Source organism: Delftia sp. PX-1 (assembly GCF_055797465.1).
In genome coordinates this window covers 4416021-4437469 of the sequence record NZ_CP184763.1, presented here as the reverse complement: position 1 = coordinate 4437469, position 21449 = coordinate 4416021, and the positions used below count along the sequence as shown (strand labels likewise).

At 68.9% G+C, this 21449-nt stretch carries 16 protein-coding genes; 13 read left to right on the top strand and 3 right to left on the bottom strand.

The window, feature by feature from the left end; translation table 11 throughout:
• Positions 1-6: 6 nt before the first annotated feature.
• The 6 genes from ACN20X_RS20330 to ACN20X_RS20305 all read left to right on the top strand — a co-directional run bounded on the left by ACN20X_RS20330 (position 7) and on the right by ACN20X_RS20305 (position 6388).
• Entirely contained in the window at positions 7-1401 is a 1395-nt protein-coding gene (locus ACN20X_RS20330) for an MFS transporter (RefSeq protein WP_473209820.1), read from the top strand.
• Positions 1402-1436: 35 nt separating this feature from the next.
• A complete protein-coding gene (locus tag ACN20X_RS20325) occupies positions 1437-2270 on the top strand; it encodes a shikimate dehydrogenase family protein (protein WP_473209819.1) in 834 nt (277 codons plus the stop codon).
• A gap of 91 nt (positions 2271-2361) precedes the next feature.
• Entirely contained in the window at positions 2362-3513 is a 1152-nt protein-coding gene (locus ACN20X_RS20320) for a porin (protein WP_473209818.1), read from the top strand.
• Positions 3514-3524: 11 nt separating this feature from the next.
• Complete coding sequence (locus ACN20X_RS20315) at positions 3525-4586, top strand: Gfo/Idh/MocA family protein (RefSeq protein ID WP_473209817.1); 1062 nt, start codon at positions 3525-3527, stop codon at positions 4584-4586.
• Positions 4587-4612: 26 nt separating this feature from the next.
• Positions 4613-5050, top strand: coding sequence for a type II 3-dehydroquinate dehydratase (aroQ, locus tag ACN20X_RS20310; protein ID WP_473209816.1), 438 nt, complete (start codon positions 4613-4615; stop codon positions 5048-5050).
• An 84-nt stretch (positions 5051-5134) separates the two neighbouring features.
• On the top strand, positions 5135-6388 hold the full coding sequence (locus ACN20X_RS20305; protein WP_473209815.1) for an MFS transporter: 1254 nt from the start codon (positions 5135-5137) through the stop codon (positions 6386-6388).
• Between the two features lie 6 nt (positions 6389-6394).
• Here ACN20X_RS20305 and ACN20X_RS20300 read toward each other — a convergent pair whose 3' ends face one another.
• On the bottom strand, positions 6395-7051 hold the full coding sequence (locus tag ACN20X_RS20300; RefSeq protein WP_012206234.1) for a GntR family transcriptional regulator: 657 nt from the start codon (positions 7049-7051) through the stop codon (positions 6395-6397).
• A gap of 188 nt (positions 7052-7239) precedes the next feature.
• Here ACN20X_RS20300 and ACN20X_RS20295 point away from each other — a divergent pair, with 188 nt between their 5' ends.
• Genes ACN20X_RS20295 through ACN20X_RS20285 form a run of 3 tightly spaced genes read left to right on the top strand, consistent with a single transcriptional unit; the run spans position 7240 to position 9867 of the window.
• Positions 7240-8118 (top strand): NAD(P)-dependent oxidoreductase, encoded by an 879-nt coding sequence (locus tag ACN20X_RS20295; RefSeq protein ID WP_473209814.1) that lies wholly within the window; start codon positions 7240-7242, stop codon positions 8116-8118.
• A 47-nt stretch (positions 8119-8165) separates the two neighbouring features.
• The gene (locus ACN20X_RS20290) at positions 8166-9152 is read left to right on the top strand and encodes a Bug family tripartite tricarboxylate transporter substrate binding protein (protein WP_061289450.1); all 987 of its coding nucleotides are present in this window, start codon (positions 8166-8168) and stop codon (positions 9150-9152) included.
• Positions 9153-9192: 40 nt separating this feature from the next.
• A complete protein-coding gene (locus ACN20X_RS20285) occupies positions 9193-9867 on the top strand; it encodes an RraA family protein (RefSeq protein ID WP_016451449.1) in 675 nt (224 codons plus the stop codon).
• Positions 9868-9922: 55 nt separating this feature from the next.
• Here ACN20X_RS20285 and ACN20X_RS20280 read toward each other — a convergent pair whose 3' ends face one another.
• Complete coding sequence (locus ACN20X_RS20280; RefSeq protein ID WP_017404661.1) at positions 9923-10261, bottom strand: DUF6616 family protein; 339 nt, start codon at positions 10259-10261, stop codon at positions 9923-9925.
• A gap of 213 nt (positions 10262-10474) precedes the next feature.
• On the opposite strand from ACN20X_RS20280, the gene ACN20X_RS20275 reads away from it, so the two are divergent.
• Together ACN20X_RS20275 and ACN20X_RS20270 are read left to right on the top strand one after the other, a co-directional pair.
• Positions 10475-11977 carry a leucyl aminopeptidase family protein gene (locus ACN20X_RS20275; RefSeq protein WP_473209813.1) on the top strand — a complete coding sequence of 501 codons (1503 nt, stop codon included), beginning with the start codon at positions 10475-10477 and terminating at the stop codon, positions 11975-11977.
• Between the two features lie 115 nt (positions 11978-12092).
• Positions 12093-13763: an ABC transporter substrate-binding protein gene (locus ACN20X_RS20270; protein ID WP_016451452.1), complete on the top strand. Its 1671-nt coding sequence runs from the start codon at positions 12093-12095 to the stop codon at positions 13761-13763.
• Between the two features lie 2 nt (positions 13764-13765).
• Here ACN20X_RS20270 and dmeF read toward each other — a convergent pair whose 3' ends face one another.
• Complete coding sequence (gene dmeF, locus ACN20X_RS20265) at positions 13766-14794, bottom strand: CDF family Co(II)/Ni(II) efflux transporter DmeF (protein WP_016450413.1); 1029 nt, start codon at positions 14792-14794, stop codon at positions 13766-13768.
• Between the two features lie 45 nt (positions 14795-14839).
• On the opposite strand from dmeF, the gene ACN20X_RS20260 reads away from it, so the two are divergent.
• Both ACN20X_RS20260 and ACN20X_RS20255 read left to right on the top strand, forming a co-directional pair.
• Complete coding sequence (locus tag ACN20X_RS20260; protein ID WP_473209812.1) at positions 14840-15115, top strand: metal/formaldehyde-sensitive transcriptional repressor; 276 nt, start codon at positions 14840-14842, stop codon at positions 15113-15115.
• Between the two features lie 197 nt (positions 15116-15312).
• The gene (locus ACN20X_RS20255; protein ID WP_473209811.1) at positions 15313-21390 is read left to right on the top strand and encodes a DUF4011 domain-containing protein; all 6078 of its coding nucleotides are present in this window, start codon (positions 15313-15315) and stop codon (positions 21388-21390) included.
• Positions 21391-21449: the final 59 nt, after the last annotated feature.

Here is a 21449-nt window from a genome sequence, read left to right as displayed (position 1 = left end):
CAACACATGAGCGCAACCCCGATACACACACAGCCCACCGGGCACCAGCCGCGCAAGGCCGCCACCAGCGGCTGGATAGGCTCGGCCCTGGAGTACTACGACTTCTTCATCTACGCCACGGCGGCTGCGCTGATCTTTCCGCAGATCTTCTTTCCGCAGGGTGATCCGGCGATTGCCATCATCGCCTCGCTGGCCACCTATGGCGTGGGCTATGTGGCGCGGCCCATCGGCGCCTTCGTGCTGGGCCACCTGGGCGACACGCACGGGCGCAAGCAGGTGCTGGTGTGGTGCATGTTCCTGATGGGCTTTTCCACCATCGCCGTGGGCCTGCTGCCCACCTATGACCAGGTCGGCCCGTGGGCGCCCGCGCTGCTGGTGCTGATGCGGCTGATACAGGGCTTCGCGGTGGCCGGCGAGATCTCGGGCGCCAGCTCCATGATCCTGGAGCATGCCCCGTTCGGGCGGCGCGGCTTCTTCGCCAGCTTCACGCTGCAGGGCGTGCAGGCCGGCCAGATCCTGGCAGCGGCCGTGTTCCTGCCGCTGGCGCACTACATGCCCACCGAGCAGTTCAACAGCTGGGGCTGGCGCATTCCCTTCATCCTGAGCTTCGTCGTCATCATCGCGGGCTGGATCATCCGCCGCGAGGTCAACGAGACCCCGGCCTTCACGGCAGCAGGCCGCAGCGAGGCGCGTCCGCGTTCGCCCGTGGTCGAGGCCTTCCGCCACCATTCGCCCGACATGCTGCGCGTGGTCTGCATGGCGCTGATGAACGTGATCCCGGTGGTGGCCACCATCTTCGGCGCGGCCTATGCGGTGCAGCCCGCCTACGGCATCGGCTTCGCCAAGGACATGTACCTGTGGATTCCCGTGGTGGGCAACATCGTCGCGGTGCTGGTGATCCCCATGGTGGGCAACCTGTCCGACCGCATCGGCCGGCGCCCGCCCATCATCTTCGGCGCGCTGCTGTCGGGCCTGCTGGCCATCGGCTACCTCTACGCCATCAGCGAACGCAACATGCCGCTGGCCTTCGCCATGTCCATCCTGATGTGGGGCGTGGTCTACCAGGGCTACAACGCGGTGTTCCCCAGCTTCTACCCCGAGCTGTTCCCCACCCGCACCCGTGTCTCGGCCATGGCCATCTCGCAGAACGTGGGCACGGCCATCACCGCCATGCTGCCCGCGCTGTTCACGGCCGTGGCGCCTCCGGGTGCGCACAACATCTGGCTGACCGTGGGCCTGATCGCCTTCGGCATCACCGTGGTGGCCGCCCTGGCCGCGTGGAGCGCCCGCGAGACCTACCGCGTGCGCATGGAAGACCTGGGCGAGGCCGGTGCGCAGCCCGTGGCAGCTGCCGAGTACGACCGCCTGCGCAACCAGGCCCTGGCCCAGTCCGGCCGCTGAATCCTGCAACCCAAGGCATCCGAAGGCCCCAGGAAATGATTTCCGGAAAAACCACCCTCATCGCGCACATCGGCGACCCGACCGAGACCTTCAAGTCGCCCATGATCTACAATCCGTGGTTCGACAGCCGGGGCATTGATGCCTGCGTCGTGCCCATGGGCGTGAAGGCGGCGCATTTCGCCGGCGACTTTGCCGCCATCATGCGTTTCACCAACCTGCGCGGCGCGCTGATCACCATGCCGCACAAGGTGTCCGTGGTGGACCTGGTGCACGAGGTCACGCCCGCCGTGCACATTGCAGGCGCCTGCAATGCCGTGCTGCGGCGCGAGGACGGCACGCTGCTGGGCGACCAGTTCGACGGCGCGGGCTTTGTGCGCGGCGTGCTGCGCAAGGGGCGGCAGTTGCAGGGCGCGCGGGTGCTGATTTCCGGGGCGGGTGGCGTGGGCTCGGCGATTGCCGCCTCGCTGGCGGCGGCCGGCGTGGGCGAGCTGATGCTGTTCGACACGCGGGACGAGAGCGCGCAGGCCCTGGCCGGGCGGCTCGCTGCCTACTACCCGAGGATGAAGGTGGGCACGGGCTCCAGGGACCCGCGGGGCTTTGACGTGGTCGTCAACGCCACGCCGCTGGGCATGAAGGACGATGACCCGCTGCCGTTCGATGTGCAGCGCATCGCACCCGCCACCTTTGTGGGCGAGGTGGTGATGAAGTCCGAGTTCACGCCGCTGCTGCGCGCCGTGCGCGACAAGGGCTGCGACTTCCAGGTGGGCACGGACATGCTGTTCGAGATGATTCCCGCCTACCTCGAATTCTTCGGCTTCGGCAGCGCCACGCCCGACCAGCTGCGCGCCACCGCCCACATCTCCTACTGATCCAGCCGACAGACAACCGGCCCTGAATGCGTCCAGGGCAGGGCGCAGCCACGCCCGAAAAAGCATTTTTCACAGAGAAGGAGACAAGACCATGCAACAGCAAATGCACCAGACACCGCGAGTGCCGCAGCGCGGGGCCCTTCGCATCCTGGCCCTGGCCACCGTGCTGGGCGCCTGGGGAGCGGGCGCCCAGGCCCAGTCCTCGGTCACCATCTACGGCAGCGTGGACCAGTACATCAACCACATGCGCAGCAGCTCGGGCGCATCCATGACCACGCTGGAGGACGGCGCCCTGCTTCGCAGCCGCCTGGGCTTTCGCGGTCAGGAAGACCTGGGTGGTGGCCTGTACGCGAAGTTCCAGCTGGAGATGGGCATCAACGCCGACAACGGCACGCAGGCCGACAGCACGCGCGGCTTCGACCGCCAAAGCTGGGTGGGCCTGGGCGGCGGCTGGGGCGAGGTGCGGCTGGGCCGGCAGAACACCGTGATCTTCGGGCGCGGCGACTACATCGACTTCACCTCGCGCACCTTGGGATCGATGGTCAACAACTTTGGCGTGCCCTCGCGCTTCGACAACGACATCTCCTACACCTCGCCGCGCATGGCCGGTTTCCTGTTCGAGGCCCACTACGCCATGGCCGAGACCGGTGCTCCAGCGCGCCAGGCCATCTACCAGCTGGGCCTGGACTACCTGAACGGCCCCTACCGCGTCGGCTATGCAGGCCTGTATGCGCGTGCGCCGCAGAGCGCGGCCTATACCGACGCGGTCCGCTACGACAACCTCTACGCCAACTACGACTACGGCAAGGGCAAGGTCCAGCTGGCCTTTGTGCGGTCCAACAACAGCACGGCGGGCTCGGCGGGCAACAACACGGGCACGGTGCTGGGCAATGTGGGCGGGCTGGTGGCGGGCACGAATGCCGATGTGCGCCGCTTCTACCGCGTCTGGCAGCTGTCGGCCGACTACCGCGTGGCGCCGCAGCTGCGCGTGGGCGCACTGTGGGGCCGCATACAGGATGGCTCGGACAGCGGGCGCGGCGCATCGGGCGGGGCCATCGCGGCCTACTACGACCTGTCCAGGCGCACCATGCTCTACGCGGTGGCCGAGCAGTTGAAGAACGACCGCAATGCGGGCTTCCGGCTGGCGGCCTCGGGCGGCATGAAGCCCAACTGCACATCGGCCGACGACGTCAACGGCCGCACCATCAAGGGCGTGCAGCTGGGCGTGCTGCACCGCTTCTGAGGGGGCATGCCATGGCACAGCTGCACCCGCTTCGCATTGCAGTGGCCGGCGCCGGCGCGATCGGCCAGGCCCATATCGCCGCCATGGGGGCCCAGGCGGATTGCCGCCTGTCCGCCATCGTGGACCCGGCGCCCGCAGCCCGGGAGCTTGCCCAAAGGGCCGGAGTGCCGCTGTGGCGCGACCTGGGCGAGCTGATCGCCCATGACCGGCCCGACGCCGTGGTGCTGGCCACGCCCAACCGCCTGCATGCCCCGCAGGCGGCGCAGTGCATGCATGCGCGCCTGCCCATCCTGCTGGAAAAGCCCGTCACCTCCACCGTGGCCGAGGCACAGCGCCTGGCCGCGCTGGCCGAGCGCAGCGGCGCCCGCGTGCTGGTGGGCCACCACCGCGCCCACAGCCCGATCATGGCGCGGGCCGCGGCCCTCATCGCCCAGGGGCGGCTGGGCCGCCTGGTGGCCGTGACCGGCGCGGCCCTGTTCTACAAGCCGGACGCCTATTTCGAGGAAGGCCCCTGGCGCCGCGAGGCCGGGGGCGGCCCCATCCTGCTCAACATGATCCACGAGGTCCACAACCTGCGCATGCTGTGCGGCGACATCGTGGCCGTGCAGGCCTTCGCCTCGCATGCCACGCGCGGTTTTGCCGTGGAAGACACGGTGGCCATCAACCTGCGCTTTGCCAGCGGTGCGCTGGGCAGCTTTGTGCTTTCGGACACGGCCGCCAGCGCGCGCAGCTGGGAGCAGACATCGCAGGAGAACAAGGCCTATGCCAGCTATGAGGACGAAGACTGCTACCTGGTGGCGGGCACCTTCGGCTCGCTGGCCATACCGAGCATGCGGCTCAAGACCTATGCATCGGCCGGCCAGCGCTCCTGGAATGAGCCCTTCGACCTGGATGTGGCCGCCGTGGAGCGCGAAGACCCGCTGGTGCGCCAGATGGCGCATTTCGCGCAGGTGGCGCGCGGCCTGGCGCAGCCGCTGGTCAGCGTGCACGACGGCCTGCGCAACCTGCAGATCACCGAGGCCATTGCAGAGGCGGCGCGTACCGGTGCCGCCGTCGAGACCCCGGTGGCATGAACGAATCCCTGAATCGAGGACACCCCATGAAGACCATCCTGATGCTGCACGGCATCAACCACAACATGTTCGGCCAGCGCGATCCGGCGCAGTACGGCACGGTCACGCTGGCCGAGATCGACGCCTCGCTGCGCAGCCTGGGCAGCCAGCTGGGCTGCGAGGTGGACAGCTTCCAGACCAATTGCGAAGGCGCCACGTGCGAGCGCATCCACCAGGGCTTTCGGGACGGCGTCGATGGCGTGCTCATCAACGCCGGTGCCTGGACGCACTACAGCTACGGCATCCGCGACGCGCTTGCCATGCTCACCGTGCCCGTGGTGGAGATCCACATGAGCAACATCCATGCGCGCGAGCCCTTTCGCCACCACTCGGTGTTTGCCGACATCGCCCGGGGCCAGATCTGCGGCTTCGGCGCGGACAGCTACCTGCTGGGCCTGCGGGCCGTGCTGTCCGCCGTCGCATAGGATGCATGGCGCGCAACTGGCCATGTATCGTCCTTCGAACTCCCTCGCTCGACGCGCTGCATGCCGTGACCAGGCTTCATTGAGATGAACTTCGCCGATCCCGGCCCGCGCCGCTCCGTTTCCTTTCTTCTGCTGCTGCCGCTGCTGCTGGCCGCGCAGCCGGTCGCCACCGATGGCTATCTGCCAGCGTTGCCCGAGATCGCGCGCGACCTGGGCTCGGCCAGCAGCAGCCTGACCGTGTTCATGCTGGCCTTCGGTGTCGCCCAGCTGGTGTGCGGGCCGCTGGCAGACCGCTTCGGGCGCCGGCCCGTTCTGCTGACGGGGTTGGCCTGCTACACGGCAGCGGCGGCCGGCTGTGCGCTGGCGGGCAGCGCGGACGCACTGGTGGCCTGGCGCGCCGTGCAGGGCGCGGCCATGGCGGCCATCCTGGTGTGCGCACGGGCTGCGGTGCGCGACCTGTATCCGGCCCATGAAGGGCCGCGCATCATGGCCCGCGGCCTGATGGGCCTGGGGCTGGTGGCCCTGGTGGCGCCGATTGCCGGTGCATGGGCAGTCCAGGCCGCCGGCTGGCGCTGGGTGCTGGGGGCGATGGGTGTCTACTCGCTGGCTTTGCTGGCACTGTGCTGGCGCATGTTCAGCGAGACGCGGCAAGCGCCGGCGGAGTCTGCCCCGGTCCTCGCATCCGTACCCGTATCCGTATCCGCTGGCGGTGTGCGCCAGGTGTTCGCCGACCCCGGCTTTTGCGCCTGGACGGCGCTGGCCGCAACCACCTACGGCGGCATCTTCTGCTTTTTGCTGCTGTCGCCGATGGTGTACGTCGACCTGTTCGGCCTGTCGCCCGTGCTCTACGGCTGGATTCCAGCGGGCGGCTCGCTGGTCTACATCCTGGGCATCACATGGTGCCGGCGCCTGCTGTCGCGCCACGGGCCGGTGCGCACGGTGCAGCTGGGCGCTACGCTCAGTCTGCTGGGGCCGTGCATCCAGATCGCCGGCTGCGTGCTGGCGCCGACCTCGCCCTTTCCACTGCTGCTGGGGCACGCGGTGTATGCACTGGGCCATGGCCTGCACCAGCCTTGCGGCCAGGCGGGCGCGGTGGGTGGTCTGCCGCCGCAGCTGGCCGGGCGGGCCGTGTCGTGTTCGGGCTTCGCGATCATGTGCGTGGCCTTCTGCGCCGGCCAGCTGGCGGCGCAATTTGTCGATCCGACGATGCACCACGGTGCCTGGCCGATGGTGCTGCCCATGGCGCTGGCAGGCGTTGTGCTGGTCCTCATCGCCTTTGTCTGGCTGCCGCGGCTGTACCGGGTGGGGGCAGCGCAAAGGGTTCAGCCCCGGTCATGACACCGCTCATGCATCCGCGCGGTATTCACCCCGATGCTTCATGAACCGGTGGTAGGACATGCGCAGGTGCAGCTGCATCACCTGGCGTGCCAGCTCTCCATCCCTGGCACGTATGGCGATCACCAGGTCGCAGTGGTGGTGCAGGCTTTGCACCAGCTCTTCGGGCGTGTAGATGTAGAACGACCGCTTGATGATCGGCATGTCGATCATCGTCGCCAGCATGGTCTTGAGGCGCGGCGAGCCCGATGCCTCGATCAGCGCGTGGTGAAAATCCCGGTTGGCTGACTGCACCTCGCCAATGCCGTCGTGGCCAGCGGCAATGCCGGCCTCCATGCGCTGGTTGCTGGCCTCCAGCTCATCGGCCAGCCCCTCGCCGCCGCGCGTGGCCGCGAGGAACGAGGCGTACGGCTCCAGCAGCATGCGCAGCTGGAAGGTCTCCTCCACATCCCAGTCGCTCCACTCCGACACGCGGATACCCTGGCCCGCGCCATCGGTGGCCAGGCCATCTTCCACCAGGCGGTGCAGCGCATTGCGCACCGGCGTGCGGCTCAGTCCCAGGTCGCGGGCAATGGGCTCCTCCTTGAGCTGTTCGCCGGGTCGGTAGTGGCCGCCGATAAGCCGCTGCCGCAGAACCTCGTACGCCTTGTCTTTCACGTTTTGCACTGTGTTTGCACCAGGTGGGTGGGGATGGTGCGCCGATTCTAGGTGACGGCGGAAGGGCTCGCTGCGGTGCGCTTCATCCAGAAAAGTACAAAATAAGTACAAAAATTCGCAGTTCTACGGGAAATCTCTATGAGTGAATCTGGGATGCACTCCATAGACTGCGCTCAATGTTTTAAATTTGTACTTTTATGAAGTTCGCAATACTGGGTGTTGGAATGGTCGGCGCCTGCTACATGCAGGCCTTTTTGGAGCAGGGGCACAGCCTGGTGGGCCTGTGCGAGCTGCAGCCCAACGCTGCGGTTGCCGACGCCGTGCAGGCCGCTGGCGCGCAGGTGCATGCCGCGCCCGGCGCCTGGCTGGCCGAGGCCGACGTGGTGGTGAGCGCCGTGTTCGGCACCGTGGCGCGCAGCCTGTTCGAGGCCTGCCTGCCCCATCTGCGCGATGGCGTGGTCTATGTGGACATGACCACGGCCGACCCGCAGGAGATGCGCGAATGCGGCGAGCTGGCCCGGCGCGTCGCCCAGGGCAGGGCGGTGCACTTCGTGGACGTGGCCATCACCGGCGCGGTCAACCTGGGCGGCAGCAAGACGCCGCTGCTCGTGGCCGGTGGCAAGGCCGGTTTTGTACAGGAATTGTTCTTGCCCCTTGGCGGCTCCGTTCGCGTGGTGGGCGGACAGCCGGGCGATGCCGCCGCGCTCAAGCTCCTGCGCAGCATCTACACCAAGGGGGCCGAGGCGCTGGCCGTGGAGTGCCTGGTGACGGCCCAGCAGATGGGCCTGCGCGAGCAACTGCATGCCGTGCTGCAGGACATCGACGAGACACCGCTGCGCACGCTGATGGAGTCCATGGTGCGCACGCACATCCCGCATTCCGCACGCCGCCGCAACGAGGTGGCCGAGGCCCGGCAGCAGATGGCCCGCAACGGCCTGGCGCCCATCGCCTTGACCGCCGTCGAGGCGCTGTTCGCCGCCACGGCCCGGGCGCATGCGGTGCAGCCCTTCACCGGCACCTCCACCGACGAGGCCATCGATTGGCTGGGCAGCCACGTGCTCGCCAGCCGCCCCTGATCAACGTACCCCTGCGCCAACCGACACCACCAAAGGAGACATCCGCAATGACGACCCCGACCCGACGCCGCCTGGCCCTCGCCGGCCTGCTGGCACTGACTGCTGCCGCCGTGGCCCCGGCCCATGCCCAGGGCACCTATCCGCAGCGGCCCATCAGGTTCATCGTGCCCTTTCCGGCCGGTGGCGGCACCGACAACCTCACGCGGCTGGTCGGCACCAAGCTCACCGAGGCCCATGGGTGGGCCATCGTGGTGGAGAACAAGCCCGGTGCCGGTGGCAACCTGGCTCTGGACCAGGTGGCCAAGGCCCCCGCCGACGGCCTGACCCTGGTGATGGCGCAGACCGACAACGTGGTGCTCAACCCGCTCCTGTACTCCAAGCTCACCTACAACCCCGACAAGGACCTGCGCGCCGTGGCCCTGGTCGCAGCCGGCCCGGCCGTGCTCGTGGTGAATGCCGATTCCCCGTACAAGTCCCTGGACGACATCATTCAGGCGGCGAAGAAGGAACCCGGGCGCCTGAGCTTTGCCACGCCGGGCACCGGCACCATTTCGCACCTCATCAGCGAGGCCTGGCAGAAAAGCTCGAATGTGAAGTTCACCCACGTGCCGTTTCGCGGCATGGCGCAGGCCATGCCCGACCTGCTGGGCGGGCGCATCGACATGTACATGGGCTCCATCCCCACGCTGCTGTCGCACATCCAGTCGGGCAAGGTGCGCGCCATCGGCGTGACCACCGCGAGCCGCTCCAAGCTGCTGCCCGACGTGCCGACCTACACCGAATCCGGCATCAAGGGCGTGGAGCTGGCCAGCGTGTGGGGCGTGATGGCCCCGGCCGGCACCTCCGACGCCATCGTCAGGCAGCTCAACGAAGCCATCAACAAGGTGGTGAACGCACCCGACACGGCCAGGAAGATCGCCGACTCCGGCGCCGAACTCATCACCGGCACACCGCAGGACATGGCCAGGCTCTACGCCAGCGACCGCGCACGCCTGGCACCCATCGTCAAGAGCTCTGGCACCACGCTCGATTGAGCGGCACGGCTTTCATTCCATCCACTCTGAGCACCACACCATGATCGGTCTTCAAATTCTGAAGCGGCAACGCGCTGTCAGCCTGGATATTGCCAGGCGCTATCTCGACGTGCCTGTCGCCAACGTCAGCGACTGCATGGCCCGCATGACGGCTGGCGGCGCGCGGCTGCGCCCCATGCACGGCGGCGGGCGCATGGCCGGCCCCGCGTTGACCATCAAGACACGCCCGGGCGACAACCTCATGCTCCACAAGGCACTTCAACTGGCCAGCCCAGGTGACGTGATCGTGGTGGATGCGGGCGGCGACCTCACCAACGCACTCATCGGAGAAATCATGGTCGGAGACGCCATGCGCCGCCAGCTGGGCGGGATCGTGATCAACGGCGCGATCCGCGACGCGGCATGGATTCGTGCTGGCAGCTTCCCGGTATTTGCCGCGGGCGTCACGCACCGCGGACCCTACAAGGATGGCCCGGGCGAAATCAATGTGCCTATCGCCATCGATGGCATGGTGATCGAGCCCGGCGACCTCATGATTGGCGATGACGACGGCTTGCTGTGCGTACCCTATGCGCAGGCGCAGGCCCTGCTGGATGCAGCACATGGAAAACAGATGGTTGAGGCCAAGATGGTGGCCGACATCGCTGCCGGTACCTACAGCGCGCCATGGATCGACGAGACGCTCAAGCGTCTGGGCTGCCCGATTCAGCCGTAGCGCCGGCGCTGCAGCATCCATCCTGCACCCATTCATCACCCATCGCCCGTCCGCCTCAGACCTCGGCCAGCGCCTTCAGATGGCTTTCCAGGCCACCGGTGCCGCTGGCCGCGTTCACATGGTCGAAGTAGCCGTACCAGCCGCTGGCCTTGATGCCCGCCAGCAGGGCATCGCGCGCGGCGGTATCGGGAAAGCGCCAGATGCCCAGGAAGCGGTGCGGGCTGGCCTGGTCCAGGCCGCGCTCGGTCTCGGCCAGGGCCAGCACCTGCACGCCCATGGCAGCCAGGCCGCCCATGGCGCTGGCAACCGCGTCCAGAAACTGCTGGCGCTGCGCGGCGGGCAGGGCCAGCCAGGCGGGGTTGGGGGAATAGAGCTCGACCAGATAGTGGGACATGGTGTTTCCTGGGGTTGAGGCGCTGTGCGCCGGGTGTGATGCTGGTATATTGTATGGCAGCTAATTATATGCTGGCACCATGGCAGGCATCCTGTGCCGTCGATGGCTGTGCTCTGGCGCTGCCTTCCATCAGGGGTTTGCGCATATCCATATGCGGCAGGCTTGTTTGCGATAGCCAGGTTGGCCTTTAGGCTGGCGCGCTTTGACCACGCCATGTCCAGCCCCGTCACAACCGTCCATTCCGATTCCCGCCCCGGCGCCTTTGCCATTTCATCCCAACCCGCCACGGCCTTGCACCGTGCCACGCCCGCCACGCTGGCGGCCGTGCTGGAGCAACTGTCCCCGGCCCAGGCCCGATGGGCGCGCGCCGCAGGCTTTGATGCGCAGCCGGGCCGCATCCTGCTGTTGCCCGGCATGCAGAGCGAAGTGCAGAGGGAAGGGCAGGGCGAGGGCACTGCCCTCGCTGGCGTGCTGGTCGGCGTGGACCCGGACCAGCTGCTGTGGCAGCTGGCCGGCCTGCCGGCTGCGCTGCCGCCCGGCACCTATGCGCTCGCCGATGCGGATGAGGCTCAGAGGCCGCATCTGCTGCTGGGCTGGGCACTGGGCGCGCTGCCATCGACCCGCCAGGCGCGGCAGTCGGATGCGGCAACCGCTCCATCACTCGCTCTATCACTCGCTCGGTTGGTGGCAAGCCCCGATGAGCAGGCCGCCGTCGCGCCAATGGCCGCCGCCATTGGCGAGGTGCGGCGGCTGGTCAACCTGCCTGCCAACCAGCTGGGTCCCGAACAGCTGGCCCAGGCCGTGGCCGACCTGGCCGCGCGCCATGGCGCGCGCTACCGGCAATGGGTGGGCGACGAGCTGCCCGCCGCAGGCTTTGCCCTGGTGCACGCCGTGGGTCGGGCGGCGTCCCGGGCGGCCCAGGCGCCGCGCGTGGCCGAGCTGACCTGGGGCGATGCCGCGCTGCCCCATGTGGTGCTCATCGGCAAGGGCGTGTGCTTTGACTCCGGCGGGCTGGACCTCAAGCCCGCCGCAGGCATGCGCTGGATGAAGAAGGACATGGGCGGCGCCGCACACGCCCTGGCCCTGGCCGATCTGCTAATGCAGGCGGGCCTGCCCATCCACCTGAAGCTGCTGGTGCCTGCGGTGGAGAACGCCGTGGGTGCCGGTGCGCTGCGGCCCGGCGACATCATCGAGGCCGGTGACGGCCGGCGCGTGGAGATCGAGAACACCGATGCCGAAGGCCGGCTCCTGCTGGCCGATGCGCTGCACCACGCCATTCGCAGCGCGCCCACGCCGCCCGCGCTGCTGATCGACCTGGCCACGCTCACGGGCGCTGCGCGCACGGCGCTGGGGCCGGACCTGCCCGCGCTGTTCAGCAACCATGACGGCTGGGCCGATGAGCTGCTGGCCCAGGGCCGCGCGCAGGCCGACCCGCTGTGGCGCCTGCCCCTGTGGGCGCCGTACCGCCGCATGCTCCGCTCCGACCAGGCCGACCTGCTCAACGCCGCCAGCACGCCACAGGGCGGCGCCATCACGGCTGCGCTGTTCCTGGAGAGCTTTGTGCCGCCCGAGCTGCCCTGGCTGCACCTGGACCTGTTCGCCTGGAATCTGGAGGAGCGCCCCGGCCGGCCCAGGGGCGGCGAAGCCCAGGGCCTGCGCGCGCTGTACGCCCTGCTGTCGCAGCGCTTTGCATCTGCGCGCAGCGCATTTGCATAGGCGCAATCGGGCTTTGCGGCGGGCTGGTGGCTCCACACAATCGGCCGTCTGGTGCAGCCGGCGCGGCACCCGCCGCCGCCTTTCTGCGATCTTGTTCCGGCTGCCAGGACACTTCATGACCCAAAGACGCTTCCTGCCTCGCCTTTCCCTGCTGCGCACCCACTTGCGCACCCTGCGAACTTCCGCACTGCTCCCCGCCCTGGCCGCAGCCTTGCTGTGCGCACCGCCCGCCCAGGCCGAAACCCTGCGCTGGGCGCGCTCCACCGACGCATCCACGCTGGACCCGCACGCGCTGAACAACGGCCCCAACCACAACCTGCTGCACCAGATCTACGAGCCGCTGATCATCCGCACGGCCGATGGCAAGCTGCTGCCCACCCTGGCCACGTCCTGGGCGCTGACTGCCGACCCCTCGGTCTGGGAGTTCAAGCTGCGCAAGGGCGTGAAGTTTCATGACGGCAGCCTGTTCACGGCCGACGACGTGCTGTTCTCGCTGCGCCGCGCGCGCTCGGCCACCTCGGACATGCGCTCGCTGCTGACCTCGATCACCGACGTGACCAAGGTCGATGCCTTCACCGTGCACATCAGGACCAACGGGCCCAACCCGCTGCTGCCGGCCAGCCTCATCAACATCCAGATCCTGAGCGCCGCCTGGGCCAAGGCCCATGGTGCCGAGCAGCCGCAGAACGCGCTGGCCAAGGAAGAGAACTACGCCACGCGCAACGCCAACGGCACGGGGCCCTACGTCATCGCCTCGCGCGAGCAGGACACGCGCACCGTGCTGCGGCAGTTTCCCGGCTACTGGGGCAAGGGGCTGTTCCCGCTGGAGATCGACGAACTGGTCTACCTGCCCATCAAGTCCCAGGCCACGCGCGTGGCGGCGCTGCTGTCGGGCGAGGTGGACTTCGTGCAGGACCTGCCCATCCAGGACATTGCGCGCCTGAGCGCCGACCCGCGCTTTCGCATCAACCAGGCCGCCGAGAACCGCACCATCTTCCTGGGCCTGAACGTGGGCGCCGCCCCGCTGTCGCATTCCGATGTGAAGGACAAGAACCCGCTGGCTGACCTGCGCGTGCGCCAGGCCTTCCAGCTGGCCATAGACCGGCAGGCCATACAGCGCGCCGTGATGCGCGGCCTGTCCGTGCCCACCAACATCATTGCGCCGCCCTTTGTGCATGGCTACGAGAAATCCTTTGGCGCCGTGGGCAAGGCCGACTTGGCCCAGGCCAGGAAGCTGCTGGCCGAGGCCGGCTATCCCAACGGCTTCGGCATCACCCTGCATTGCACGAACGACCGCTACCTGAACGACGAGGCCATCTGCCAGGCCATCGCCGGCTTTTTGGGCCGCATCGGCGTGAAGACGGCCGTGTCGTCCCGGCCGCTGGCCATCCAGACGGCGGCCATCAACAACCAGGAGACGGATTTCTACCTCTACGGCTGGGGCGTGCCCACCTATGACTCGGCCTACGTCTTCGACTACCTGGTGCACACGCGCGGCAAGAATGGCCGGGGCAACACCAATGCCACGCGCTACAGCAATGCCGAGCTGGACAGCCAGATCGTCTCCCTGGCCTCCGAGGGCGATGCGCGCAAGCGCGATGCCACCATCCACTCCATCTGGAGCACGGTGCAAAAGGAGCTGATCTACCTGCCGCTGCACGACCAGATCCAGACCTATGCCATGGTGCGCAAGTTCGACATCCCGGTGAATCCGTCGAACACGCCGTACTTCAAGCTGTTCAAGCAGCCCGGTGCGCGCCAGGCTGCGGTGGCCGGCGCGCAATAGGCTCAGTGTGTCGCAGCCGGCTGCGGCCGGTTGACCTCCACCGTGACGTGGACCAGTTCCTCATGCACGCCAAGCAACTGGCGCACGGCATCGGGGTCCACGCCTGCGGGCGCGTCCAGTGCCACGATGCAGGCGTAGCGCGCCTTGCCCACGCGCCAGACATGCAGGTCGGAGATCTGCGCGGCAAACGGCGCCTGGGCGATGGCCTCACGCACCTCGCTGACCACGGGGGCGTGCATCTCGGCGTCCAGCAGCACGCGGCTGCTGTCGCGCAGCAGGCCCATGGCCCATGCCGCCACCAGCACGGCGCCGGCCAGGCCCATGGCCGGGTCCAGCCATCCCAGGCCCCAGGCCATGCCGCCGAACAGGGCGGCGATGGCCATCACCGAGGTGGCGGCATCGGCCAGCACATGCAGGTAGGCCGAGCGCAGGTTGAGATCGCCGTGGTCGTCATGGTCACCGTGGTCGCCGTGATGGCGGTCGCCCGCGTGGCCGCCGTGCGCATGCCTGCCGTGCCCGTGGTGATGTCCGTGGTCGTGACCATGGTGATGCCCGTGCCCGCCCTTCAGCAGCCAGGCGCAGACAAGGTTGACCAGCAGGCCCAGTGCGGCCACGCCCAGTGCCTGCTCGTAATGGATGGGCGAGGGCGAGAACAGGCGCTGCACCGACTGCCAGGCCATGCCGCCCGCCACCAGCAGCAGCAAGATGGCGCTGGTGTAGCCGGCCAGCACCTCGATCTTCCAGGTGCCGAAGGCAAAGCGCGTATCGCCCGCCAATCTGCGCGCGGCCGCATAGGCGCCAGCTGAGAGCCCCAGCGCCAGCGCGTGCGATCCCATGTGCCAGCCATCGGCCAGCAGCGCCATGGAGTTGAATCCGTACCCGCCTGCGATCTCCCCGACCATCATGGCCGCCGTCAGCCCCGCAGCCAGCATGGCACGGCGCTCGCCCAGCGGGTTGCCTTCGTCGAAACGGTGTGAATGCTGCCTGGGGCTGGCGCCGCCAGCGGTCGAGAGGGATGGAATGCTGCGCATGCAGATACTGTACCCCAGTATATGCAGGCGCCTAGAATGGCCTTCATGGCACATACGATTCAGAACAAGAAGCGCTTGCTCACGCGCATCCGCCGCATCCAGGGCCAGGCCCAGGCGCTGGAGCGCGCGCTCGAGGCCGAGCACGACTGCGCGGCCATCCTCCAGCAACTGGCAGCCGTGCGCGGCGCCGTCAACGGCATGATCTTCGAGGTGCTCGAGGGCCATGTGCGCACCCATCTGGCCGATGGCACGGCCGGCGGCCAGGCCCGTGATGACGAGGTGGACCTTGTGCTGTCGGTGATGCGCTCGTACATGAAGTGATTGATGAAGTGATGGCCGGCCCTGCGGATTGGCGCTCTCGGCGCGGTTTCCTGCTCTCATTTTTTGCAAACAGTGACCCCTGAAAACCGCCCATCTCGGACACGGCGCCCCATTCGCAGCGGACAATCGTCGGGCCAGGAATATGACGGGATTTCGACAGTTCCCGCCGCCTGCTGGCCAGCCAAGGACTACCGCGCATGACAGAAGACCCCCGCCGAGATTCCCCCGCAGATGCCGCCCCCGCCGCCGCCCAGGCGCCGCAAACGGCCATACAGCTGCGCATCGGCACCGTCGCCAAGCTCAATCTCGCCGACTTCCAGAACGCCGTGCCCGCGCTGCTGGAGCTGGCCATCGTCAACGAGGGCGAGCTGCCGCTGCAGGCGCTGAGCCTGCACCTGGCCTCGGAGCCTGCCTTCATCAAGCCGCGCACCTGGCGCCTGGAGTCGGTGGCCGCGCACAGCACCTATGCGCTGACCGACCTGGATGTGGCGCTGGACGGCGCCTTGCTCTCGCGCCTGACCGAGGCCGAGCCTGCCGTGCTGCGGCTGGAGCTGCGCAGCGGCCAGCCGGCACAGACGGTGCTGGCCCGGCACGAACACCCGCTGGAACTGCTGGCCCGCAACCAGTGGGGCGGCCTGGGGCATTTGCCCGAGATGGTGGCGGCCTTCGTGCAACCCAACGATCCGGCCGTGGACCGCATCCTCAAGGGCGCGGCGCAGGCGCTGGAGGCGGCGGGCAAGTCCGGCGCCATCAACGGCTATGAGCAGGGGCCGCAGCGCGCCTGGGAACTGGCCTCGGCCATCTGGACTTCCGTGCTCCAGAAGAAACTCAACTACGCGCTGCCGCCGGCCAGCTTCGAGCATGCGGGCCAGAAGATACGCGGCGCGTCCCAGGTGCTGGATGCGGGCCTGGCCACCTGCCTGGACCTGACGCTGCTGTTCGCCTCCTGCCTGGAGCAGGCGCACCTGAACCCGCTGCTGGTCTTCACGCGCGGCCATGCCTTCGTGGGCCTGTGGCTGGGCAGGCAGGAATTCTCGACCGCCGTGGTCGATGACATCACGGCCGTGCGCAAGCGGCTCAAGCTGCAGGAGCTGGTGGTCTTCGAGACCACGCTGGCCGCGCAAGGCCAGGCCGTGGCCTTCAGCCAGGCCATTGCCCAGGGCGCGCGCCAGCTGGCCGAAGAGCATGAGGACCAGTTCGAGCTGCTGGTGGATGTGCGGCGCGCGCGCATGCAGCGCATCCGCCCGCTGGCGCTGGCCCAGCCGCAGGACGCCGCGCCCGAGGCCGGTGAAGGACAGGCCGAGCCACGGCTCACCGTGGAGCCGCCGCCCGAACTCCTGGCGCAGGCGCAGACACGCGAAGTGCCCACCTCCCAGCTCGATCCCAAGGACAGGCTGGCGCGCTGGCAGCGCCGGCTGCTGGACCTGTCGCTGCGCAATGCGCTGCTCAACTTCAAGCCTGGCAAGAAATCGCTGCTGCTGCAGGTGGCCGCGCCCGCGCTGGAGGACACGCTGGCCCGGGGCCAGGTGCTCAAGCTGCTGCCCAGCCCCGAGCTCATGCAGGGCAAGGACCCGCGCAGCCAGCCATTGCACGAGGCGCGCAGCCTGGAAGACCTGCGCGGCGCGCACGCCGAAGAGGCGCTGCAGCGGCGCGAGGTCTTCATCGACCTGGAGCCGCTGGAGCTGGACAGCCGCTTTGTGGAGCTGTTTCGCGGCGCGCGCAACGCGCTGCAGGAAGGCGGCGCCAACACCTTGTTCGTGGCCCTGGGCTTTCTGGTCTGGAGCCGGCCCGACAAGCCCGATGTGCGCGTGCGCGCGCCGCTGATCCTGCTGCCCGTCACGCTGGAGCGCAAGAGCGCGCGCTCGGGCTTCACGCTGCAGGCGCATGAGGACGAGCCGCGCTTCAACCCCACGCTGGTCGAGATGCTGCGCCAGGACTTCCAGCTGGAGCTGGGCGTGCCCGCAGGCGACCTGCCGCGCGACGAGGCCGGGCTGGACATCACCGGCATCTGGGCCCGCGTGCGCGAGGCGATCAAGGACGTGCGCGGCTGGGAGGTCAGCGAGGACGTGGTGCTGTCCATGTTCTCCTTCGCCAAATACCTGATGTGGAAGGACCTGGCCGAGCGCGCCGACCAGCTGCGCAGCTCGCCCGTGGTCGCCCACCTGATCGACACGCCGCGCGAGCCCTATCGCTCGGAGATCGCCTTTCCCGACACGCGGCGGCTGGACCAGGAGTTCGCGCCGCAGCAGGTCTTCAGCCCGCTGCCGGCCGATTCATCGCAACTGTCGGCCGTGATGGCCGCTGCGCGCGGCAAGGACTTCGTGCTCATCGGCCCGCCGGGCACGGGCAAGAGCCAGACCATTGCCAACCTGATCGCGCAGTGCCTGGCCGAGGACAAGCGCGTGCTCTTCGTGGCCGAGAAAATCGCCGCGCTGGACGTGGTCTACCGCCGCCTGCGCGAAGTGGGCCTGGGCGAGTTCTGCCTGGAGCTGCACTCCAACAAGAGCCGCAAGCTCGACGTGCTGGGCCAGTTGCAGAAATCCTGGGACTCGCATGGCCAGGTGGATGCCGAGGCCTGGGCCGCCAAGGCCAGCCAGCTCGGCCGCCTGCGCGAGCAGCTGTCGGCCTATGTGGAGCGCCTGCACCGGCGCCACGCCAACGGCTGGACCATCTACCGCGCCATTGGCGCCGTGGCCGGTGGCCAGGCGCTGCCGCGCCTGGGATTTCACTGGCCCACGCCCCAGGCCCATGACGAAGCGGGCCTGGCCCTTTTGCGCGAGACTGCGGGCCGCCTGCAGGCCAATGCCCAGGCCGTTGGCGCGCAGCATCTGAAGGACGGGCCGCTGGCCACGGTGCAGGCCAGCGACTGGTCCGTGCGCTGGCAGCAGCAGATGGTGGATGCCGCCCAGGCCCTGCACGATGCAGGCCAGGGCTTTGCCGAGGCGGCGCAGCAGCTGGGCCGGCTGCTGCGCATCGAGTGGCCGGCGCTGGGACGCCAGGCGCGCTCGGCGCTGGGCGTGATCGCGCGCGCGCTGCCTGCGGCCGCAGGCCGCAACCTGGCTTTCTGCGTGCTGCCTGACGGCGCGCGCATTGGAGAATCCCTGCAATCGGGCCTGCAGCTGCTGGCGCAGCACGGTGATCTGTCCGCACAGATGCTGGCGCCCTGGCCGGCCGAGCTGCAGGCGCGCCTGGCCCAGGCGCTGGACCTGCTGGCGCAGCGCCGGCGCCTGCAGGCCGGGCTGGGCACGCCCTGGCCCGTGGCCCTGGGCGACGAGCTGGAACGCGGCCTGCAGTGCATCGACGAGATCGCGGCGCTGCGCCAGGGCCTGTCCGTCAAGTACGGCGCGGGCGTGGGCCAGCTCAATGTCTCGCAGCTGCAGCGCGAATGGGCCAGAGCCGGCAAGTCCTTGTGGCCGCTGTCCTGGCTGGGCCGGCGCAAGGTGCGCGCGGCGCTGGAGGCCACCATCGAAGGCGCGGGCGAGCCGCGCGTGGCCGATGACCTGGCCGCCCTGGTGCGCATCCGGGGCCTGCGCGAGGAACTGGACCAGATCCAGCCCGGCGCCGCAGCCGACGGCCTGTGGGCCGGACACCGCACGCGCACCGACCATGCGCGCAGCGCCCTGAAGGCCAATGCGGCCCTGCTGGCCGCGCGTGCGCAGAAGTCCTTCTCGCTCGATGGACTGGAGGCCGTGGCCGAAGGCCATGGCGGCGAGCGCTGGGCGGCCGAAGTGCAGCGCCTGCAGGCCCTGTACCAGATCGACCGCCAGCTCGATGGCTACCTGCCGCTGGCCGATGCCAGCCACGGCCTGTGGCGCGGCCTGGAAACCGATGCCCAGGCCTTGCAGGACGCGCTGGCCTTCGAGCGCGAGCGCCTGCAGCTGACGCGGCGCGGCGGCCTGATGGCATCGCACGCCGCCGTGGCCCAGGGCCGCTGTGGCGCGGCGCTGCAGCAGGCCCATGCGCAACTGGCGGCCCGCAGCGCCATCGAGGAACAACTGCTGGCGCTGGACGAGCTGCGCTTGCGCTGCCCCGGCGTCTGGGACGGCCTGGACACGCGCCCGCAAGCCGTGGAGCATGCGCTGCGCCTGCAGGGATCGCTGCAGGCAGGGCTGACCGGGCTGGGCTGGCAGGAGGCCGAGCTGGCCCAGGCACGCCAGGCGCTGCACCAGGTGCTGGCCTTGCGCAGCGCCGAGCTGGGCGAGGGTGCCGCGGTCGGCATGGCCTGCCAGCAGTTGCTGGACAGCCTGGCCGGCCTGCACGCGGCCATAGACCCCTTCAGCGCGGCGGCAGCCCATGGCGAGTCGCAGCAGCGTGCCCTGGCCCAGCGCACGGCCGAGCAGCTGGCGGCCACGGCGGGCGGCGTGCTGGCCGGGCAGGGCGGCCTGCATGCCTGGTGCGCCTGGCGCAATGCCCAGGCCGCGGCCCGCGCGGGCGGGCTGGGTGCGCTGGCCGACGCCATCGAGTCCGGCAGCCTGGAACCGGCCCAGGCGCCCCAGGCCTTCGAGGTCAACTACGCGCGCTGGTGGCTGGCGCTGGCCGTGGACGAGGACGAGGTGCTCAAGCGCTTCGTCTCTGCCGAGCATGAGCGGCGCATTGCCGACTTCCGCGCGCTGGACGATGAATTCACCTCCGTCACACGCCAGTGGATACGTGCGCGGCTGTGCGCGGGCCTGCCGTCGGCCGACAGCATCCAGCGCAACAGCGAGTGGGGCATCCTGCGGCGCGAGATCACCAAGAAGCGCCAGCACCTGCCGCTGCGCCAGCTGCTGGAGCAGATCCCGTCGGCCGTGCTGCGCCTGACGCCCTGCCTGCTGATGAGCCCGCTGTCCATTGCCCAGTACCTGAGCGCCGAGACCAGCAACTTCGACATCGTCATCTTCGACGAGGCCTCGCAGATCCCCGTCTGGGACGCCATCGGCGCCATGGCGCGTGCCAGGCAGGTGGTGATGGTGGGCGACCCCAAGCAACTGCCGCCCACCAGCTTCTTCGGCCGCGCCGACACCTCCGACACCTTCGACGACGACACGCAGGGCGTGGAAGGCGACATGGAAAGCATCCTGGACGAATGCCTGGGTGCCAGCCTGCCCACGCGCAACCTGTCGTGGCACTACCGCTCGCGCCATGAAAGCCTGATCGCCTTCAGCAACCACCGCTACTACGGCGGCGGGCTGGTGACCTTTCCCTCGCCCGTCACCGATGACCGCGCCGTCAGCTTCCACGCCGTGCAGGGCCGCTATGAAAAAGGTGGCGCCCGCATCAACCAGCCCGAGGCCAAGGCCCTGGTGGCCGACCTGGTGGCGCGGCTGAAGTCGCCGGGGTTTGCGCAGTCGGGTGCCACCATCGGCGTGGTCACCTTCAACTCCGAGCAGCAAAGCCTGATCGAGGACCTGCTGGACGAAGAGCGGCGCAAGGACCCGGGGCTGGAGCCGTTTTTCTCCGATGCACTGCTGGAGCCCGTCTTCGTCAAGAACCTGGAAAGCGTGCAGGGCGACGAGCGGGACATCATGTACTTTTCCATCACCTACGGGCCCGATATCTCGGGCGCCGTGTCCATGAACTTCGGCCCGCTCAACCGCGACGGCGGCGAGCGGCGGCTGAACGTGGCGGTGACGCGCGCGAGGCAGGAGCTGCGCATCTTCTCCAGCCTGCGCGGCGAGCAGATGGACCTGTCGCGCACCCAGGCGGCGGGCGTGCGCGATCTCAAGCACTTCCTGGAATTTGCCGAGCGCGGCCCGCGCGCGCTGGCCGAGTCGCACCATGGCAGCCAGGGCGATTTCGACAGCCCCTTCGAGGCCAGCGTGGCCCAGGCGCTGGAGCGCAAGGGCTGGCGCGTGCACACGCAGATCGGCGCATCCTCGTTCCGCGTGGACCTGGGCGTGGTGCACCCGGACCATGCGGGCAGCTACCTGGCGGGCGTGGAGTGCGACGGCGCCACCTACCACCGCTCGGCCACGGCGCGCGACCGCGACAAGCTGCGCGAGCAGGTGCTGCGCGGCCTGGGCTGGCAGATTCTGCGCATCTGGTCCACGGACTGGTGGGTCAACCCGGGCGGCACGCTGGAACGCATCCACGCGGCGCTGACCGCGCTGCTGGAGCAGGACCGGCGCAAGCGTGCGGCCGAGGTTGTAGAGGTTGCCGAGGTGCCGCAGGCGGCTGCAGTCGCCGAGGCAGAGCCAGCGCCAGAGACGCCTGAGGCGTCCGAGTCTTCCGAGCCCTCCGCGTCCTCTGAGTGGCCCGAGGCATCCGTGGAGGACGGCGAGGCACATAAGGTCTGAAAGTCGGCCGTGCGCATGAAATGGGCACTTGCTGAAGCCAGAGACACCAAGGAAGGGCC

Excerpts from the sequence above, each read along its gene's own strand:
- ACN20X_RS20275 (WP_473209813.1), top strand. The coding sequence starts at position 10,475 with ATGTCCAGCCCCGTCACAACCGTCCATTCCGATTCCCGCCCCGGCGCC.
- ACN20X_RS20295 (WP_473209814.1), top strand. The coding sequence starts at position 7,240 with ATGAAGTTCGCAATACTGGGTGTTGGAATGGTCGGCGCCTGCTACATG.
- ACN20X_RS20255 (WP_473209811.1), top strand. The coding sequence starts at position 15,313 with ATGACAGAAGACCCCCGCCGAGATTCCCCCGCAGATGCCGCCCCCGCC.
- ACN20X_RS20285 (WP_016451449.1), top strand. The coding sequence starts at position 9,193 with ATGATCGGTCTTCAAATTCTGAAGCGGCAACGCGCTGTCAGCCTGGAT.
- aroQ (WP_473209816.1), top strand. The coding sequence starts at position 4,613 with ATGAAGACCATCCTGATGCTGCACGGCATCAACCACAACATGTTCGGC.
- ACN20X_RS20315 (WP_473209817.1), top strand. The coding sequence starts at position 3,525 with ATGGCACAGCTGCACCCGCTTCGCATTGCAGTGGCCGGCGCCGGCGCG.
- ACN20X_RS20325 (WP_473209819.1), top strand. The coding sequence starts at position 1,437 with ATGATTTCCGGAAAAACCACCCTCATCGCGCACATCGGCGACCCGACC.
- ACN20X_RS20320 (WP_473209818.1), top strand. The coding sequence starts at position 2,362 with ATGCAACAGCAAATGCACCAGACACCGCGAGTGCCGCAGCGCGGGGCC.
- ACN20X_RS20330 (WP_473209820.1), top strand. The coding sequence starts at position 7 with ATGAGCGCAACCCCGATACACACACAGCCCACCGGGCACCAGCCGCGC.
- ACN20X_RS20270 (WP_016451452.1), top strand. The coding sequence starts at position 12,093 with ATGACCCAAAGACGCTTCCTGCCTCGCCTTTCCCTGCTGCGCACCCAC.
- ACN20X_RS20305 (WP_473209815.1), top strand. The coding sequence starts at position 5,135 with ATGAACTTCGCCGATCCCGGCCCGCGCCGCTCCGTTTCCTTTCTTCTG.
- ACN20X_RS20260 (WP_473209812.1), top strand. The coding sequence starts at position 14,840 with ATGGCACATACGATTCAGAACAAGAAGCGCTTGCTCACGCGCATCCGC.
- ACN20X_RS20290 (WP_061289450.1), top strand. The coding sequence starts at position 8,166 with ATGACGACCCCGACCCGACGCCGCCTGGCCCTCGCCGGCCTGCTGGCA.
- dmeF (WP_016450413.1), bottom strand. The coding sequence starts at position 14,794 with ATGCGCAGCATTCCATCCCTCTCGACCGCTGGCGGCGCCAGCCCCAGG.
- ACN20X_RS20280 (WP_017404661.1), bottom strand. The coding sequence starts at position 10,261 with ATGTCCCACTATCTGGTCGAGCTCTATTCCCCCAACCCCGCCTGGCTG.